The sequence below is a fragment of the Ensifer sp. Root142 genome (assembly GCF_001426785.1).
Lineage (GTDB): Bacteria > Pseudomonadota > Alphaproteobacteria > Rhizobiales > Rhizobiaceae > Ensifer > Ensifer canadensis.
On record NZ_LMFK01000002.1, the window covers coordinates 97,407 to 114,517 of the forward strand.

Below are 17,111 nucleotides of genomic sequence, written 5' to 3' on the forward strand. Positions count from 1 at the left end.
CTCCATGTAAGTCGCGCCTCAAGCGACTGTTATTGGCTCAGTCGGCAATGTGAAGAAAAAGATGGTGCCCTGCGGCTCGTTTTTCTCCGCCCAAAGCCGCCCACCGTGTGATTCGACTATCGAACGGCAGATCGCCAGCCCCATGCCCATGCCGTCGTGCTTCGTTGTAAAGAATGGCTCGAAGATCCTGTCCGGGAACTCCACGCCTGTGCCCAGATCGCTCACCGCGATCTGTACCGCGTTGTCCATCGGATACACGCTTAGACCTAGAACCCTGGGCGCATCCGAGGATGTCATGGCTTCGATGCCATTTCTCATCAGATTGACCAGCACCTGCTGGACCTGAACGCGATCCATAGGAACAAACGGAAGTTCGTTCGCAATGTTCACCTCGATCCGGACACGACGTCGTGCAGCCTCGTCGGCCATCAGGCTCTGGGCCTCCGCGATGACCTCGTGGGGGGTGGCGCTCGCTTCGGTCTCCAGGGATCGCTTGAACAATGCGCGGATACGGCTCACAACATCAGCCGCAGCGTTTGCATCGCGCGTAATGCGTCCGATCGTCTTTTGCGCTCGCTCAAGATTTGGAGGGTCGGCTGTGAGCCAGCGTTGACATGCGTGCGAGTTTGCCACGATCGCTGCCAGCGGCTGGTTCACCTCATGGGCGATCGAAGCGGAAAGTTCGGCAAGGCTTGCCGCCTGAAATGCTCGCGCCAGGCCCTCTCGCGTCAAACGCAATTCCTCTTGCGTCCTGACCTCGCTATCGATGTCCAGGCAGATAACATTCCATTGAATAATCGAAGAGTCGGTGTCTCGCATGGGTGCAGCTCGGGTTTCCACCCAGCGGTACTCACCATCCGAACGCCGCAGACGATGCTTCTGCGCATAAGGGGTGCCGTTTTCCAATGCGCGCTCATGGTTCTCGCGGACGAGGGGCATATCCTCACGATGGACAGCGGCACTGAGCGTTGCGGACGGCCGCGGCTCTCCCGATCCGACCGGCGCTTCAAGTTTGTATCCTAGGAAATCGCAAAGCTGCTCACTTCGATAGACCGGATGGCCGTCTGGCCCCGTGCATTCGACCATTGCGGGCAAGGTTTCAATAAGTTGGCGCAGCGAGCGCTCCCTCTCGCGCAGGACCTGTTCGACGCGAAGTTGATCGTCGATGTCGTGACAAATGCCGAACCATTGCAGGATGCGCCCGCCGGTGTCCCGCAGAGGCGCTCCGCGGCCAGACATCCAGCGATACAGGCCGTCGGCGCGGCGCATGCGATAGTTCACGGAGAAGCTCTCGCCAGTGGCAAGTGCCTTGTTCAGTGATGCTTCAAGCGCTGTCATGTCATCTGGGTGGATCGCAGACACAAGAGCAGCGGCCAATGCTTTGCGCCGCCCATCTCCAACATCATGGCCCAGGAATTCAATCAAGCTTTTGTTGAAGAAGACCGGCTCCCCTTCTGGGGTCAACCGCCAGAGCGGGCTGGGTACCATATCCACCAGTTGCGAAAGCTCTCGCTCCCGATCGTACAACCTTTGCTGCGCGCGCACTTCATCATCGACGTCGATGGCGACCGCATACCACTGCATTATCGTCCCGCGCTCATCACGCAACGGCTCGGCGCGCCCGTCCATCCAGCGATACTCACCGTCGGCGCGAAGCATACGATATCGATTCGAGAAGGGTTCGCCTGTCGAGAAGCCGCGTGTGGCGTTCTCCCTCACCAGGGAAACATCGTCGGGATGGACGACAGCTTGGATCATGGCGGTCACGCGCCTCATCCCCAACTTGTCCGCATGCGCAACGTCTAGCCCGAGGAAGTCTACCAACCGCTTGTTAAAGAACGTCAACGCTCCGTCTGAAGCCTGACGTGCGATGAAAGCCGGCACCATGTCCACAAGCAGCGATAGCTCGCGTTCCCGTTCGCGCAACGCGTCTTGGGCACGCATTTGATCGTCAATGTCATGACAAATGCCGTACCATTGGACGATAAGCCCGGACTGATCCCGACGCGGTTCGGCGCGGCTGGACATCCAGCGGTAAACGCCGTCCGCCCGGCGCAGACGGTATCGCATGGCAAAGACTTCCCCGGTGGCGAGCGCGCGGGAAAGCAAATCGTTGAACGGAACCGCGTCTTCCGGATGAACGGATGCCTCCACCAAGGCGGCTAACCGCGTCATACCCGGTTTGAGCGTATCTGAAACATTCAAGCCAAGGAAGTCGATCATGCGTTTGTTGAAGAATGCTGGTTCGCCCGAAGGGGTCAGACGCCAAACGTGGCTTGGAACCATATTGACAAGCTGGGAGAGCTCCTCCTCTCGTTCACTCAGGGCCTCCTGCGCCCTCACCATGTCTTCAATGTCAACAGACACGCCATACCACTGAATGATCGTGCCGGATTCGTCGCGCAATGGTTCGGCGCGCGCCTCAACCCATCTGTGGGGTCCGTCCGCTCGGCATTGGCGATACCTACCCACAAATGACGCGCCCGTCTCGAACGAGCGCTTAAGTGCCTCATCTGTTGATTGCCGGTCGTCTGGATGAATGTCTGTCAGAGACCTTGACCCGTCGGGCGCGATCACCTGCTTGAGAGTCATGCCTGTGATGTCCGTGGCCTGTTTGTTGAGGTAGCTGGGTATACCTTCTGGAGTTGTGCACCATATGAGCGCTGGGACTGCATCGATCAATTGCTGAAGGCGGCGCTCGCTTTCGCGCACAGTCAGCAACGCCAGTTGATATTGTCGCGAGATGGCGGCGACAATCAGCGCTGAAAACGCTGATATCGCCAGGAAAAGCTGCAGCATTACCTGCCTTTGCCTTTGGGACTCGCCGACAAACTGACTGTCACCAGATATTGTAAGTGCCAACGTCATTAAGCCGAGGAGTGTCAGCGCGACTGCGGCTCCCCGGAACTCGAAACGCGCTGAGGCCCAAAGAAGCAATGGCAGGATGATGTAGGGAGACGGAAGATAGTTATCACTCAGGGAGAGAGCGGCGACTCCCAAAAAAATCAGACCGAGCACTCCGGCTTCTGCCAACTGCGCGGCAGATAGTTTGGACTTGCTGCGCCAGTATTGGACCAAAACCAATACAAGTGGCGCAACGAGCAGGATGCCGGTAGCATCTCCAATCCAAAATAGCGGCCACACGCCTGTGAAAGTCTGCGCTTTTACACCGAACCAAGCAAGCGTCGCACTTCCCACCGTCGCACTTATGAGCGGCGCAATTCCCGCTCCAAAAACGACGAATGCAAGGACCTGCTGCAAGGTCTCCAACTTGACCGGCTTGCCGGTCGCCCGGCTGACGAGAGCAGCGCCGGCAATAGCACACAGGGCATTGCCCACGTAGATCAAAAAGCCGGCAGGCAGCGGACTGTGAAACCACACGATCTGCGCGAACATCTCAGCCAGGCAGCCCCCCAATATCCACCAGGGCCAACTGTATGGAGATGTTAGGATCAGGGTAGCGACGAAGACCCCGCCAGGAGGCCAAATCGAAACAGTTATGCCAGGCACGATCGCCAGCACATTTGCGAATCCGCATCCCAACACATAGGCTGCGAAAAATAGCGCGAGATACGCGAACCGCGGGCGGTGCAGCCCGACCCCACGCCATCGGCGCATTGCTGGAAAATCGCGCCGGGCCGATTCTCTTTCAACTGGCGGCACAACGACTGCTTCCCCACTTGATCCTGGTTCGGATCCATCTCGGTGTTGCGTTTGTGTACGCGCTGCTTCTGAATTGGTTTTGCTAACTGGGCGAAACGTTGATTTCATTGGCTTCTCCAACCGGACAGAGAAAGCCTGGGCTTTATTAGCCACCGCTCTACCCCTCATGCCAAAGTTTCAATCTATCGAAATCTACGCTCAGAGGCAGCAAAAACCACTAGCCTAGCTTGGTCGGCCGTCGATATTTGTGGGCGATAAACGGCGCCTTGGCTCGGGATCGCTTGTGAGTCCAGAACGATGATCAACGTGAGGTAGAGCGCGAAGCCACCCTGGACGCCGACACGTAACGGAGGTCAACTCGTTGTCCGGCGGCTCCCACCCCGTCGCAACGATCCAGACCAAGCTATCCTGAAGTACAGGTTAGATTGCACCACCCGGTTGTCATAGATTTCCATAGGGTGCACACGAGGCGCAGCGGGAATAGGATAAGTGACGAGTTCACCCGGTCCTGATCTCAAGACAAGTGCTATGCAGAGCGCTGACAAAGGCTTTCCTCGTCCGGCAGGAGAAGGCAATGACGAAGGCGTTCAACCAACCTGGCAAAATCGCGCCCGATGTATTGCAAGCTGTGCGGTTCATCGAGAGCGTGGTCGGCAACGCTTGGGCCGCCGATGCGTCCGGCAAGATCATTTACGTGAGCGCTGCGGTTCTGTCGCACCTGGCGATTACGCTCGAAGAGTTCAGTTCGCCGGCAGATGGTGGCTTGCTTGGTTGGAGGCGCATGATTCACCCGGACGATTACGGGCTCGTTACTTCTCAATGGAGCAGGTGCCTTGAAACGGGTGAGCATTTCAACGTCGAGCATCGCTTGTTGCGTGAAAGTGGTGCTTACGGATGGAGCAGGAGTTCGGCCCAGCCCTTGCGCGATGGTCAAGGCCGTGTGCTCGGTTGGTACGGCACGTTCATTGATGGAGATACCTCCGTTGCCAGCGAGCGGTTTGGCGATGTCGCAACCGCGGCTTTGGAGAGGAAGGTCACGCAAGAACAGCCGCATTCGTTGAGCCGTATTCATCCAGCCGACCGGACGACGGCCGCTCATGCGGCCGCCCGCGCCTTCTGGACGGGCGTTCCCCAGGTCACCAGGCACCGCCAACTCCAGACAAACGGCAAGTATCGATGGACGGAGACCCGCGCAGAGCCAGGATACAGTGTCAGCATCGACATCGACGATCTGGTAACGGAAAGAGAGCCGCATATAGCGGCGGTTTCCGACCTGTCGGCGGTGGATGATATCGAGCCGATGCGGTCGGCCAGGGCCGTCGAGAGCATATTCGGCAACGGGTGGGCATTCGATGCCGCCGGACGTTGGATCTACCTGCATCCTTTCGCCCAAAGCTCGCTGGGTGTGACGCCGGAGCAGCTGAACACCTCGCTGGATCAGGGCGATACCGCCTGGAAGCAACTGTTACATCCCGATGACTATGATCACGTCGCGGCGAGATGGCGTCGTTGTCTGGAAACTGGCGACGACTTCAATGTCGAGTTTCGCTTTCGTCGTGTCAGTGGAAGCTATGTCTGGGCCAGAACCGCCGCACGGCCCGCGCGCGACAAACAGGGCCGTGTCGTCGGGTGGTTCGGCATAGCGCTCGACATCGATGTCTACAAGAAAACCGTTGAGGCGTTGCGCGGCCGGGAGCGCGAGCTTTCGCAGCTTGTTGACATGGTACCGGTGCAGATCAGGCGTCTTACACCCGAGGGCGAACCGACCTTCTTCAACAAGCGCCTGCTCGATTTCTTTGGCTGGACCGATCTTGCGCAGCTGGAAAGGCAAGGCGAGAGCCGATTGGCCCGCGCGATGGAAAAGCTCGTTCACCCTGACGATGCCGTGCGCCTTCTGAAAGCCGTCCGCCATTCAGTGGTAACAGGTGAGCCTTATTCCATGAAGTATCGCTTGCGCCGAGCCGATGGCGCCTATCGTTGGGTCGACGGCCGCGCAGAGCCCCTGGTCGATCCAAATGGAGCGATCGCGCATTGGTACGCGATCTCGATCGACATCGATGACGAGATGCGAGCGCAGGAGGCCCTTCGCGATCGGGAGCGAGAACTTTCGCAACTGGTCGATATGGTCCCAAGCCTGCTTTGGCGATTGAACCGACAAGGCGAACCGACCTTTTTCAACAAACGCATGATGGCTTTTCTTGGTTTGAATGCCGCGGATACACGGCAGCCAGACATTGACCGGCTGGCAACAACTCTGAAGGCAGCGGTCCACCCCGACGATGCGACCGGCCTCGAGGAAGCGCTTAAATTATCTGTCGCAACCGGCGGGAACTTCACCAAGAGGTTTCGCCTGCGCCGGGCGGACGGCGTCTACCGTTGGGTCGAGAGCAACGCTGAACCGCTGCGCGATGAGAATGGAGATATCCTGCAATGGTACGGCCTGTCGCATGACATCGACGATCAGTTGCGGATCGAGGAGGCGCTACGTGAACGGGAGCGGTCGCTGTGGCAGCTGGTGGAAACCCTTCCGGCGATGATCGACTGCGCCATGCCGAATGGTGAACCAGTCTATCGCAGCCAGCAGCTCCGAGAGTTTCTCGGATACAACCTGGAGGAATTGGACGGCGTTGGAAAGTCCCGATTGAACGGTACGCTTGATGCCGGAGTGCACCCCGATGACGTTGCCGGCGTGAAGGAGAAATATGCGCATTCTCTTGCAACCGGCGAGCCCTACGCGCGCAAGCATCGCCTGCGGCGCTATGATGGTGAATACCGATGGGTTGAAACAAGAGCCGCCGCGATGCGGGACTCGGAGGACAGGATCATTCAGTGGAACGTCATTTGCCTGGACATTCATGGCGAGGTTCAGGTGCAGGAAGAGTTGCGGCTAGCGCAAGAACGGCTCTCTCGCGCTGCCCAGGCGGCAAGCCTTGCCGAACTGTCGGCGTCGATCGCGCATGAGGTCAATCAGCCGCTGGCCGCAATCGTTGCCAATTCCAACGCTTGCCATCGCTGGTTATCGGCCAAGCCTGCGAATCTGGAGCGGGCCAAGATCACCGCCGAGCGCATCATCCGTGACGCAAACTCCGCCGCGGACGTCGTCAGTCGGATCCGCGCACTGTTCAAACATCCCGTCGAAGCGAGGAGCAATACCAACCTGGCAAGCGTAATTGGTGAAGCAATCAATCTCATTGCAGAGGAGGCATTACGACGTCGTGTTCGCGTCGACGTTGATATCGCGCTCGACCTTCCACAGATCGCTCTGGATCGGGTGCATATTCAGCAGGTTCTGGTGAACCTTATCCGCAACGGAATGGACGCGATGGACGAAGTTGCGACCGATCGGGTGGTGAAGGTGCGCACACGTCGCGTCGCAGGGATGATTCAAACCGAAGTCAGCGACCACGGCACGGGCGTCGAGTATCCGGAACGGATCTTTGAAGCCTTCTTTACCACGAAAGTGAACGGAATGGGCATGGGCCTGGCAATTTGTCGTTCGATCATCGAGTCGCACGGAGGGCGGTTGTGGGCGCAGAACAACGAGTCTGAGGGTGCCACGTTTGCGTTTACGCTGCCGATCAAAGTGGATGCTTCGGTATGATGAGAGACGAGCATATTGTGTTCATTGTCGATGACGACAGCCGAATTCGTGAGGCGCTCTGCGAGCTCCTGGCCTCGCACGGCATTCGCGCGATGGCGTTCGGATCCGCCGGGGACTATGTCAACTTTGAAAAGCCGGATGCACCCGCTTGTCTGATCCTCGATATCGAACTGCCCGACATCAACGGTCTCGACCTCCAAAGTGAGATTGCTGAAGGGGAGCACCCACCGATTGTGTTCATAACCGGCCACGGTGATATCCGATCCTCCGTGCGCGCGATAAAGGACGGCGCGGTAGACTTCCTGACCAAGCCGTTTACCGACGCGGATCTGATGAACGCCATAAACGCGGCAATTGCACTGGATAAGGAAAAGAGGGCAGAGCGTGCCGAGTCAGGGAAATTGAAGCGTCGCTATCTTGACCTGACGCCGCGCGAACGCGAGGTTCTGCCTCTGGTGGTGAGCGGTCTTCTCAACAAGCAGGCGGCCGCCGCGCTCGGCATCAGTGAAGTGACGCTGCAGATTCACCGACGCAATGTGATGCAGAAGATGGAGGCGGCCTCGCTTGCCGACCTCGTGCGTATCGCAGAACGCCTGGAAATACCGATCACGCACTCTCGCAGGGCGGGGAAGCCTAGAATGACCAAGCATCGGCGGGTGGTGGCAATTGTCGATGATGATCTGAGACTACTGGAGTCGCTGGAGGATCTTTTGGAGTCCGCTGGCTATCTGGCTCGCAGCTTCTCATCGGCAGGCTCGTTTCTTGCCAGCGGTCTGTCTGGCGTGGATGCAGTTATCACGGATATTGGCATGCCCGGTATGGACGGGTTTGAACTACGAGATTTCGTGAGGAAAGTGCGTCCCGATCTGCCCGTCTTCCTAATAACCGGACGTCACGAGCTTGCCGAACAGCATAGCGGCCAGGACATTGGTGGTTGCTTCCGAAAACCGTTCGACGCGCAGGTTCTGCTTGCTACGCTCGCCAACGCCCTGCGTGATCCAGAAATGGAGGGTAATGATGAAATCTGACCAGTCACTACAGCGAAAGACAGGTTCGTGGCACCGGAGTGACGGCGAACAGCCGCTCGTCATCATTGTCGATGATGACGCCTCTGTCCGTGAGGCACTGTCCGAGTTGATTGCATCAGCGGGATTCCAATCAGCCTGCTTCGCCTCGACCCGAGAATTGCTCGCTTCCGACACGCTGCATAGCCCCGGCTGCCTGATCCTGGATGTTCGCATGCCGGGAGCGAGCGGTCTCGATTTGCAGCGTCACCTGACACAAACTGGAAACCCGAAACCGGTGATTTTCCTCACGGGACACGGGGATATTCCGATGACCGTGCAGGCGATGAAGGCTGGCGCCGTCGATTTCCTGATAAAGCCGGTACGAGACCAGACACTGCTGGATGCAATCACGACCGCGATCGACCTGGATGCGGCGCGGCGGATGGAGACGATGCTCGTCAAACGCAACATGGAGCGGCACGAGACACTGACGCCACGAGAGCGCGAAGTCTTGCAGGAGGTGGCGCATGGACGGCTTAACAAGCAGATCGCTTTTGACCTCGGCATCAGCGAAGTGACGGTGAAGCTTCATCGGGGCAACGTCATGCGCAAGATGGAAGTCGCATCCCTGAGTGAACTTATCCGCGCCTGGGATAGCCTTCCTGGATCGATGCGCGATGCAGGGCTAACCAAGAGAGCGACTGAAGCATTTTGAAACGTTCTCGTCCGACGCCGGCAGCCGGAGCCAAGCCTGCGAACGGCGTTCCGTCAGGTTGAATACGAGAGTGGCGGTCACCGTCCTCATAGCAATGCTGCTCCGGTGAAAGCGCTTTTCCCGCGCATTCAACGGGCCTCCCGTTCGAGGCGATGGTGTCTTGGCAGTGCATGCATGTCTCAAATTGGCTTTGCGTCATGCCACAACAAGGCGTGACCGATCAGTGATCTGGAAATGATCGGGCCGCTTGGCAGTCGGCTGTCCGGTCACTCTGCGTATCCAATCTTTGGAAATAAGGTAACTGTACCTGCGTCTACAGGGACACTTCCCCGGAGCCACGATCAAGGAGAAGTAGTCAGCATCGTCAAGCGTGAAACGTCGGTATAGGTTTCATTCCTGGACGACCGCCAGCATAATCAAGGTGCACTCGACTTCGGCAACATCTCAAGCGTGTTGCCGGACGAGGCCTGCGGCGGCGTTCCCCTCCGCGCCGCAAAGCGGACGTTGTCCGCCAGAAGGCCGTCCCAGCCGCCCTTGCGGACGGCCTTCTCCCCCATTCTGCGTGCCGGCGGCGTCGCTCCGATTACAAAGGGCGACCTGTCAAACTGCGTCGATTGCGAATTCGCTCGTCATCGCGAGATCAACGCGTTCGAAAGCTAGAGGGCAGCGAGTCCTCTCTAACAGCGCGCTCCATGGCTCTATGCCGGGCAGAGGTACGTCGAGGATCGTCAGAGTCGTCACTTCCTCGCGATACTGAGCCGCGTAGGCGTATGCGACCATGCCGTGGCCGGCCAGATTGATGGGCGGGCCGAGTTTGAGCACTTTCACGAGCTTCTCGATATCCGCAGCGATCGCCGCTTTCTCATAGCCCGCCGGAGGCTTTGCGGTGTCGTCGCGCCCGGGCCCAGGCGAAGAAGACCTGTCGTGCCTGCAGCCGGCTTTTTATCATTGGCTTCCGTGTATATAGATATGCCCGATAGGTGTTGAGCGGGCCGGCTCGGGAAAGAAGACCGATGCCGCGGCCAAGCAGGGGATCGCCGGGGTATGCCAAAACGCGCTCGCACACGCAGCGTTGATGCCGTTGAATGCATAATCCGGTTCGACTTCGACAGGAACAGGTCTTGATGAGCGTCCGATCACATCGCCCCCAAGCGCTCCACGCGGGGCTGTTTGTCGCGGCCTACGTTGCGGGTAGCGGGTTTGCCCACCTTCTTGCAATCATTCCTGGGACAGGAATATCAATCTGGCCGCCGAGCGGCTTGTTCCTTGCGACCCTTGTCCTTGCCTCGCAACGCAGTTGGCCCTGGTGGATACTGGTGGGGCTCACAGGCGAACTTCTTGGAAATCTCGCCTGGTTTCACAATTCCATTCCCGTCGCGACCCTTATCTACGTTGGAAACGCTTGCGAAGCTGCGTTCGGCGCATGGCTTTTAAAGCGATTTTGCGGCGAACCGGTTCGGCTAGAGACTTTGCGCGAGGTACTGGCGCTGCTTGTACTGGGTGCCGGTGTCGCACCAATCTTGAGTGCAACGGTAGGTAGCGCGACGCTTGCTTGGTTTGACATCCAAGCCTTTGCCACAGCTTGGCCGCTATGGTGGATCGGCGATGCCACCGGGGTTGCCATCATCGCACCCCTGGCTCTTGTGGTGTTCCAGAATTGGCGTGGAAAGAGTGAATTTCTCGCGGCGCGCTGGACCGAGGTCTTTGCTCTGGCGCTGGTGTTTCTTGGAATCGCCGCTCTTTCCTTGAGCGGCTTTCTGCCCTACGCATACATCATCATGCCGCCGCTTCTCTGGGTCGCGGTCCGTTTCGAATTCAAGGGTACAGTTCTCGCCCTGTCTTTCCTCGCGCTCATCACTGCGGCCTTCACGATTTCCGGCACAAGCCAGTTTGCGGGCGACGCCGAATCTCAACAACACAAACAAATCATGCTGCAGCTGTTTCTGGGCATCTCTGCGTTTTCTGCGTTGGTCGTGGCAGCGATCTCTAGGCAGCACCAACTGGCACTCGTCACATTGCGTCGGAGTGTTGAGACTTTGCGGGAACGCGAACGTGAACTTTCGCAGTTGGTCGACCTTGTGCCCGTGCAGATCAGGCGACTGACCCCAGAGGGTCAGCCGATTTTCTTTAACCGCCGACTACTCGATTTCTTTGGTTTGAGTGACGTAAATCAACTGGACCGGCCGGGCATAAGTCGTCTGAGCGCGGCGATTCACTCTCTCGTGCATCCCGATGACGCAACGCGCCTGTTTGATGCCGTCAGAAACTCGCTGGTGACCGGCGAGCCATATTCCATGAAGTATCGCATGCGGCGGGCGGATGGAGCTTATCGTTGGGTTGATGGGCGTGCGGAGGCGTTGCGCGATGACGACGGAACGATCGTGCAATGGCTCGTCATCTCGCTCGATATCGACGACGAGGTGCGCGCACAGGAGGCAATGCGCGACAGTGAGCGGCAGCTTCGGCGCCTGGTCGATGCCGTTCCTGCGCAGATCTGGTGTTCGAACACCGAGGGAGATCCAACCTACGTCAACAAGAGGCTAAGGGATTTCATTGGCTTTGATCTCGAGGACTTCGATTCCCCGGATGAGCCAAGAGGGGAGGTCGCGCGTCGGCAACAGGTCCATCCCGACGATCTGGTGGCTGTCCGTGATCATTTGGCCAAGTGTCGGCGCACCGGTCAGGCGTTCGTTATGCGGTACCGAATGCGACGCGCTGACGGGACGTACCGATGGGTGGAGGGCCGTTCGGAGCCTTTCCGCGATGAGGACGGCTCCATTCTGCAATGGTACGGTGTGCTTCTGGATATCGACGACCAGGTGCAGGCCGAGGCAGCCTTGAGGGAGAGGGAGCGCTTTCTCTGGCAATTGGTAGAAACCCTGCCGCTCATGATCGACTGCGCCGCCCCCGATGGGGAGCCAATATTCCGCGGGCAAGGCCTGAGAGAGTTCCTCGGCTACGAATTGCAGGCGCTTGATGGTTCCGGAAAATCCCGGCTTGAGGGGACACTGGATGCCGGGGTTCATCCCGATGACGTCGAGGGCGTCAAGCAGCAATATGCGCGTTGCCTCGCATCGGGCGAACCTTACGCGCGCCGACATCGTCTTCGCCGGTTCGACGGTGAATACCGTTGGGTAGAGACCCGAGCAGCTCCAATGCGCGATGCCTCGGGCGCCATCATCCAATGGAATGTCATCTACCTGGATATAGACGGGGAGGTTAAGGCCCAAGAGAATCTGCGCATGGCACAAGAGGGACTGGCACGCGCGGCCCAGGCGGCCAGTCTGGCCGAGTTGTCAGCGTCCATCGCACACGAAGTCAGCCAGCCGCTCTCGGCCATCGTCAACTCGACGGATGCTTGCGTGCGCTGGCTTGACGCGGACCCACCAAACGTGGAGCGAGCAAGGAAATCGGCCGAGCGCATCATTCGCAGCGCGAATTCAGCCGCGGAGGTCGTGCGACGGATCCGCGCCCTGTTCCAGCATTCCATGGATGTTCGCGACGCTACTTCGCTGGAGGGCATCATTGACGAGGTGGCCGATCTTGTGGCGGCTGAAGCCTCCAGGCAGCGTATCCGCGTTCAGGTCGAGATCGAGAGCAGCCAGCAACTGGTGGCATTCGATCGCGTGCAGATCCAGCAGGTCCTGATGAACCTTGTTCAAAACGGCTTGGATGCAATGGTGTCGGCGCCGGATGACAGGCTGCTTGAAATTCGGGTCTATCGGAAGGACGATGAGGTCTTCACCGAGGTTATTGATCGAGGTGGAGGTATTGAGTTTCCGGAGCGGATATTCGACCCGTTTTTCACGACAAAGGAAAGAGGGATGGGCATGGGTCTGGCTATCTGTCGCTCCATCGTGGAAGCCCATGGCGGAAAGCTATGGGCGGAGCAAAATGAACCCCGCGGCGCGAGGTTCATTTTCACGCTGCCAGCCGCGGCAATGGCCGCAGCAGGCTCTGGCGCCGGCTCTAACGAGAGCCACTCCATCGTGGAAAAGCTATCAGAAGGAGTACCATGAGGCACTTTTCTGAGAGATTACCTTCGGCCGCTCAGGCGGCAAGAAGTTCGTCCGATGGCCCGAAGAACTCGTAGTGCACCCGCTCGCTTGAAACGCCTTCCCTGACAAGAGCCGGGACGAGGGCACGAAGGAACGGTTTGGGTCCACAGAGGTAGTATTCGGCCTCGTGAACAGGTGTGTTCTCCCGAAGCCATTCCGCCGTGATGAAGCCATCAAAGTCGTGAGACAAGCCGGCCGCATCTTCGCTGCGGGGATCACTATAGAAACTGCTGATCCTGATGTTGCCGTGAGCGTTGGCGAGCTTGCGGACATGCTGATCCATGGCGTGAGTAGTGCTGTTCAACGCGCCGTGGACGAAGTGAGCTTCGAGGTTCGGATGCTCTTCGACGATTGTCTCCAGGATGCTGACCATGGGTGTAAGCCCGACGCCACCCGACAACAAGACGACCGGTGCCCGAGGGATTTCCGGAAGATAGAAGTCACCCGCCGGAGGCGTGACGCTCAAGACCGTACCGACCGTCGCCGTATCGTGAAGATGGCGCGATCCACCTTGTCCATGCGCTTCACGCTTTACAGAAATCCGGTAGGAACTGTCGCTCGGGCCGCTGGAGATTGAATAGTTCCGCTTGATCTCCAGGCCACTCTGAAGCTTGAAGCGCAATGTGAGGTATTGGCCGGGTTTGTGCCTCAAGATGCGACCGCCGTCCTTGGGCTCCAAGACGAATGATGTGACAACCTCACTTTCGCGAACCTTTGAGGTGATGACGAAATCTCTCCAGCCGTTCCAGCCGCCGGATTTCTTCACAAGCTCATCGCGTATTTCAGCCTCGCGTTCCTGAAGAACATCCGCCAGGAACCAGTAGGCCTCGCCCCAGGCATCCAGGAGTTCAGGTGTTGCCGCGCTTCCGAGCACGTCCTCGATGGCGGCAAGCAGTGCCTTTGCGACATAGGGGTAGTGGTCCGGCAGGATATGATAGCCAATATGCTTGTGAGCAATGCGCTCAACCACAGGGCCGAGCACGCCAAGGTTATCGATGTTCTGCGCATAGGCCAGAATGGCCGCGGCGAGCGCGTTGACTTGCGAGCCACCTTCACCCTGGTTGGCGTGATTGAACAGCTCCCGAATATGATCGTCGCGGAACATGCGGGCATACATGCTCTTTGTAATGTTCGTGCCGTGCGCGGCGAGCGCCGGGACGCTCGCCTTTACAATTTGGACTGTCTGGGATGAGAGGGGTTTCGGCATGGTCTTTCCTTTCGGTACGATGTGTCACAGGGGACTGGGCTGGTGATCGTAGAAGTGCAGCTGGCATTTTACCGGGCCCACGATCTGAAGATGATGAGCAACGTCCGGCGGGATAATGATTGTGGCCTCAGCGCCTGCGTTGATCGCCGGCTGCGTATCACGGTGATAGATCAGACTGCCCTCGATCACGCTGAGCTTGACCCAGGTCCCGGGTCGAAGCTGATGGCATTTCAGCAGTGGTCCGGGGATTGTGGCCTCGTTGAAGACCGGCGTGCTTCTATACGGTCGGCAGGAGATCTGGGGGGCCAAGGTCTTACAATCTGGGCGCTGTGCTCCAAACAAGGCAGCCGACAAACGCGCGGCTATTCTAGCGGCCCTTCGCTGGATCTCTGTCGCTACTTCGGGCTTGAGTGCGTCTGACGTGACCTTCTCCCAAAGTGCCAACCAGCGCTCGAACATTTCCGGCCGAATGTGTTTCAGGTGGATCAGATGCATTGCAACTGGGCTTCCCTTGTAACGCCCTGTCGACAGCATCATCGAACTCCAGAACTCCGTCATGCGTTCGAGATGATCGTCCCATTCGGTTATGGCGGTGAATGCTTCGTTGAGGAGCTGATCAACCCGAACTTCTCCGTAAAAGCGTTCCACGACCATCCGGATGTCTGCTTCGGTTGTCGCGTCGGTACTCATCGCTTTTGCCTTAAAGATGTATCTGAGATGCATCTATTCGCTCGCGAGAAAAGATGCTAACGAAATGCATGTTTTTGGATTGGACTTTTTGACGCAGACCCCCGATGAAGCTCACGAAATACACCGACTACGCCATGCGATTGATGATCTATCTGGGCTCACGGTCATCGGGGCTTAGCTCGATCCGCGAAATATCGGATACATTCTCGGTCTCACAAAACCACATGATGAAGGTGGTTCAGGACCTTGCAAACGCACACTTCCTGGTGTCCGTGCGCGGCCGCAACGGGGGCATAAGGCTTGCCCGCCCTGCAAACGAAATCAATCTGGGAGCTCTGCTTCGCCACACCGAGGGCTTGACGGACCTGATCGATTGCGAAGGATGTCGTATCGCACCGGCCTGCACCTTGCCGATCGTTCTTTCGGAAGCCACTGCGGCCTTTGTGGCGGTTTTCGACAAGTATACGCTGGCGGATCTCGTCGAGAGACGCTCGGCGCTCGGCACGCTTCTGGGCTTCAAGCCCGCAGACCTCCAGAACGCTTCCGTTTCTTAAGAGCGAGCTGGGGCCGCTGGCGCGCCATGTGTTGCCGCGGGATGGAAGCAGGAAATGGCGTTGCAACTATCGTTTCTGCGGCTTGTCGCCTGCGGCTGCAAACCGCCGCCACTCAAGTGCTAACCCGCTGTTTTGACATGTATGTTTGAGAGCGCGGCGGATTTAGCCATGCCTCGCCGACGCCAATTGGGGGCACGGCTACCCTATCCATTGGTTTGGCTCGACCGCCAACACGCTTCAACATAGCGTCGATGTCGTGGCTCGTGATCGACCCGTCTCGGTCACTCAAAACTGGAGTGCACCATGTCGCAGGCAGAAGCCGCACTCCGTACGATTGGTCAAAAGGAGACAAAAATGAGCTTGGACAACACCGTTAAAACCGGCAGGCCGGTTCCCGAGGAGCTGGTTCCGTCGCGCTATGCGCTGCGAATCGGCGAGATTGAAGTGCTGGTGGTCAGCGATGGGGTGCTGCCGCTTCCAACCAAGATGTTGGGACACAACGCTGACCCGGCGGTGCGGGCGGCCTGGCTGGACGACATGTTCCTTCCGCAGGACGCTTTCGACTGGTCACTGAATGTGGTCGTAGTACGCAGCGGCAGTCAAACCATACTCATCGACGCTGGGCTGGGCTTGGACCCCGACTTGAACCTCCCGCGGGCCGGCCAACTGGTCAAACGGCTCGAGGCGGCCGGCATCGATCTTGCATCCGTTACCGACGTGGTACTCACCCACATGCACATGGACCACGTTGGCGGGTTGCTCGTCGACGGGGTGAAGGACCGGCTTCGTCCGGACCTGCGCATCCACGTGGCCGCCGCCGAGGTCAAATTCTGGGAATCGCCCGACTTTACCCACGTTTCCATGCCGCCGGGGTTCCCGGACGCGCTTCGAGCGGCCGCGAAAAAGTTCGCGAAAGAGTACCGTAACCAGCTGCGGCTGTTCGACGAGCAACATGAGGTGGCGCCGGGGGTGGTTGCCGTTCGCACCGGCGGCCACACCCCCGGGCACAGCGTTGTCCGCCTGGCGTCTGGCGGCGACCGGCTCACGTTCGCCGGCGATGCTGTGTTCGCGGTCGGGTTCGACCATCCCGACTGGCACAACGGTTTCGAGCACGACCCCGAGGAGGCGGCCCGCGTCCGGGTCCGGCTGTTGACGGAGTTGGCGGAGACCGGCGAACAGCTGGTGGCCACACACCTGCCGTTCCCGTCCGTTGGCCGCGTGGCGGTTGACGGAGACGCCTTCCGTTGGGTGCCGATTTTCTGGGATTACTGACAGTTGCTGAGCTGGCACTGACAGAAATGACCACCGCGTTTGAACCCAGTCGAACGCTGCCAGGTGCGACGCCAGCCTATGTGCCGGCGTGCGCCTTGCGATTGCGAGCAGACTAATCGGCTCGCAATCGCGCTATATATGACGGTGGGCCCCAACCCAACCCAGTCCGGCCTTGCAACGGAAGCGTCATACGCGATGCTGAGAGGAAGCTTTCCTTTTCGGCGGCAATAGCCCTTCAGTGCGTCCGTGCAACGCTCATGACAGCCATTGGGCTTTCGTATTGGTTCGCGGCAAGCGCTACTCCAGGTCCGCTTTGCGAGCAGAGCGTCCATTCCGCGAACCTG

General features: G+C 58.6%; 11 protein-coding genes and 1 pseudogene. 7 read left to right on the forward strand and 5 right to left on the reverse strand.

Annotated elements, in window-relative coordinates; translation table 11 throughout:
• Nucleotides 1-18 precede the first annotated feature (18 nt).
• Nucleotides 19-3,618, reverse strand: a complete 3,600-nt coding sequence (locus tag ASD52_RS05345) for a PAS domain-containing protein (RefSeq protein ID WP_057209154.1) — start codon at nt 3,616-3,618, stop codon at nt 19-21.
• A 619-nt stretch (nt 3,619-4,237) separates the two neighbouring features.
• Between ASD52_RS05345 and ASD52_RS05350 the strand changes: the two genes are divergently transcribed.
• The 4 genes and pseudogenes from ASD52_RS05350 (at nt 4,238) to ASD52_RS05360 (ending at nt 8,986) form a co-directional block, all read left to right on the forward strand.
• Nucleotides 4,238-7,264 carry a PAS domain-containing protein gene (locus ASD52_RS05350; protein WP_057209151.1) on the forward strand — a complete coding sequence of 1,009 codons (3,027 nt, stop codon included), beginning with the start codon at nt 4,238-4,240 and terminating at the stop codon, nt 7,262-7,264.
• Nucleotides 7,261-7,887, forward strand: a pseudogene (locus tag ASD52_RS39745) (response regulator); the annotation flags it as partial. The gene ASD52_RS05350 and the pseudogene ASD52_RS39745, both read left to right, overlap by 4 nt.
• A complete protein-coding gene (locus ASD52_RS39750; protein ID WP_347369218.1) occupies nt 7,870-8,292 on the forward strand; it encodes a response regulator in 423 nt (140 codons plus the stop codon). The pseudogene ASD52_RS39745 and the gene ASD52_RS39750, both read left to right, overlap by 18 nt.
• Entirely contained in the window at nt 8,282-8,986 is a 705-nt protein-coding gene (locus ASD52_RS05360; protein ID WP_057223511.1) for a response regulator transcription factor, read from the forward strand. Before ASD52_RS39750 ends, ASD52_RS05360 begins: the two co-directional genes overlap by 11 nt.
• 416 nt (nt 8,987-9,402) lie before the next feature.
• On the opposite strand, the gene ASD52_RS38170 is transcribed toward ASD52_RS05360, so the two are convergent.
• Together ASD52_RS38170 and ASD52_RS05365 are read right to left on the reverse strand one after the other, a co-directional pair.
• Nucleotides 9,403-9,543 carry a hypothetical protein gene (locus tag ASD52_RS38170; protein ID WP_156612915.1) on the reverse strand — a complete coding sequence of 47 codons (141 nt, stop codon included), beginning with the start codon at nt 9,541-9,543 and terminating at the stop codon, nt 9,403-9,405.
• A 43-nt stretch (nt 9,544-9,586) separates the two neighbouring features.
• Nucleotides 9,587-9,814, reverse strand: a complete 228-nt coding sequence (locus tag ASD52_RS05365; RefSeq protein ID WP_057223512.1) for a hypothetical protein — start codon at nt 9,812-9,814, stop codon at nt 9,587-9,589.
• A gap of 293 nt (nt 9,815-10,107) precedes the next feature.
• Here ASD52_RS05365 and ASD52_RS05370 point away from each other — a divergent pair, with 293 nt between their 5' ends.
• Entirely contained in the window at nt 10,108-13,005 is a 2,898-nt protein-coding gene (locus ASD52_RS05370) for an MASE1 domain-containing protein (protein WP_082571735.1), read from the forward strand.
• 31 nt (nt 13,006-13,036) lie between these two features.
• Here the strand turns inward: ASD52_RS05370 and hmpA are convergent, their stop codons facing one another.
• Both hmpA and ASD52_RS36575 read right to left on the reverse strand, forming a co-directional pair.
• A complete protein-coding gene (gene hmpA, locus ASD52_RS05375; RefSeq protein ID WP_057221627.1) occupies nt 13,037-14,251 on the reverse strand; it encodes an NO-inducible flavohemoprotein in 1,215 nt (404 codons plus the stop codon).
• A gap of 24 nt (nt 14,252-14,275) precedes the next feature.
• Entirely contained in the window at nt 14,276-14,974 is a 699-nt protein-coding gene (locus tag ASD52_RS36575) for a DUF1971 domain-containing protein (RefSeq protein ID WP_156612917.1), read from the reverse strand.
• Between the two features lie 71 nt (nt 14,975-15,045).
• Between ASD52_RS36575 and ASD52_RS05385 the strand changes: the two genes are divergently transcribed.
• Both ASD52_RS05385 and ASD52_RS05390 read left to right on the forward strand, forming a co-directional pair.
• Complete coding sequence (locus ASD52_RS05385; RefSeq protein WP_057209136.1) at nt 15,046-15,495, forward strand: Rrf2 family transcriptional regulator; 450 nt, start codon at nt 15,046-15,048, stop codon at nt 15,493-15,495.
• 354 nt (nt 15,496-15,849) lie between these two features.
• The gene (locus ASD52_RS05390; protein ID WP_244497427.1) at nt 15,850-16,767 is read left to right on the forward strand and encodes an MBL fold metallo-hydrolase; all 918 of its coding nucleotides are present in this window, start codon (nt 15,850-15,852) and stop codon (nt 16,765-16,767) included.
• The last annotated feature ends 344 nt before the right edge of the window (nt 16,768-17,111 follow it).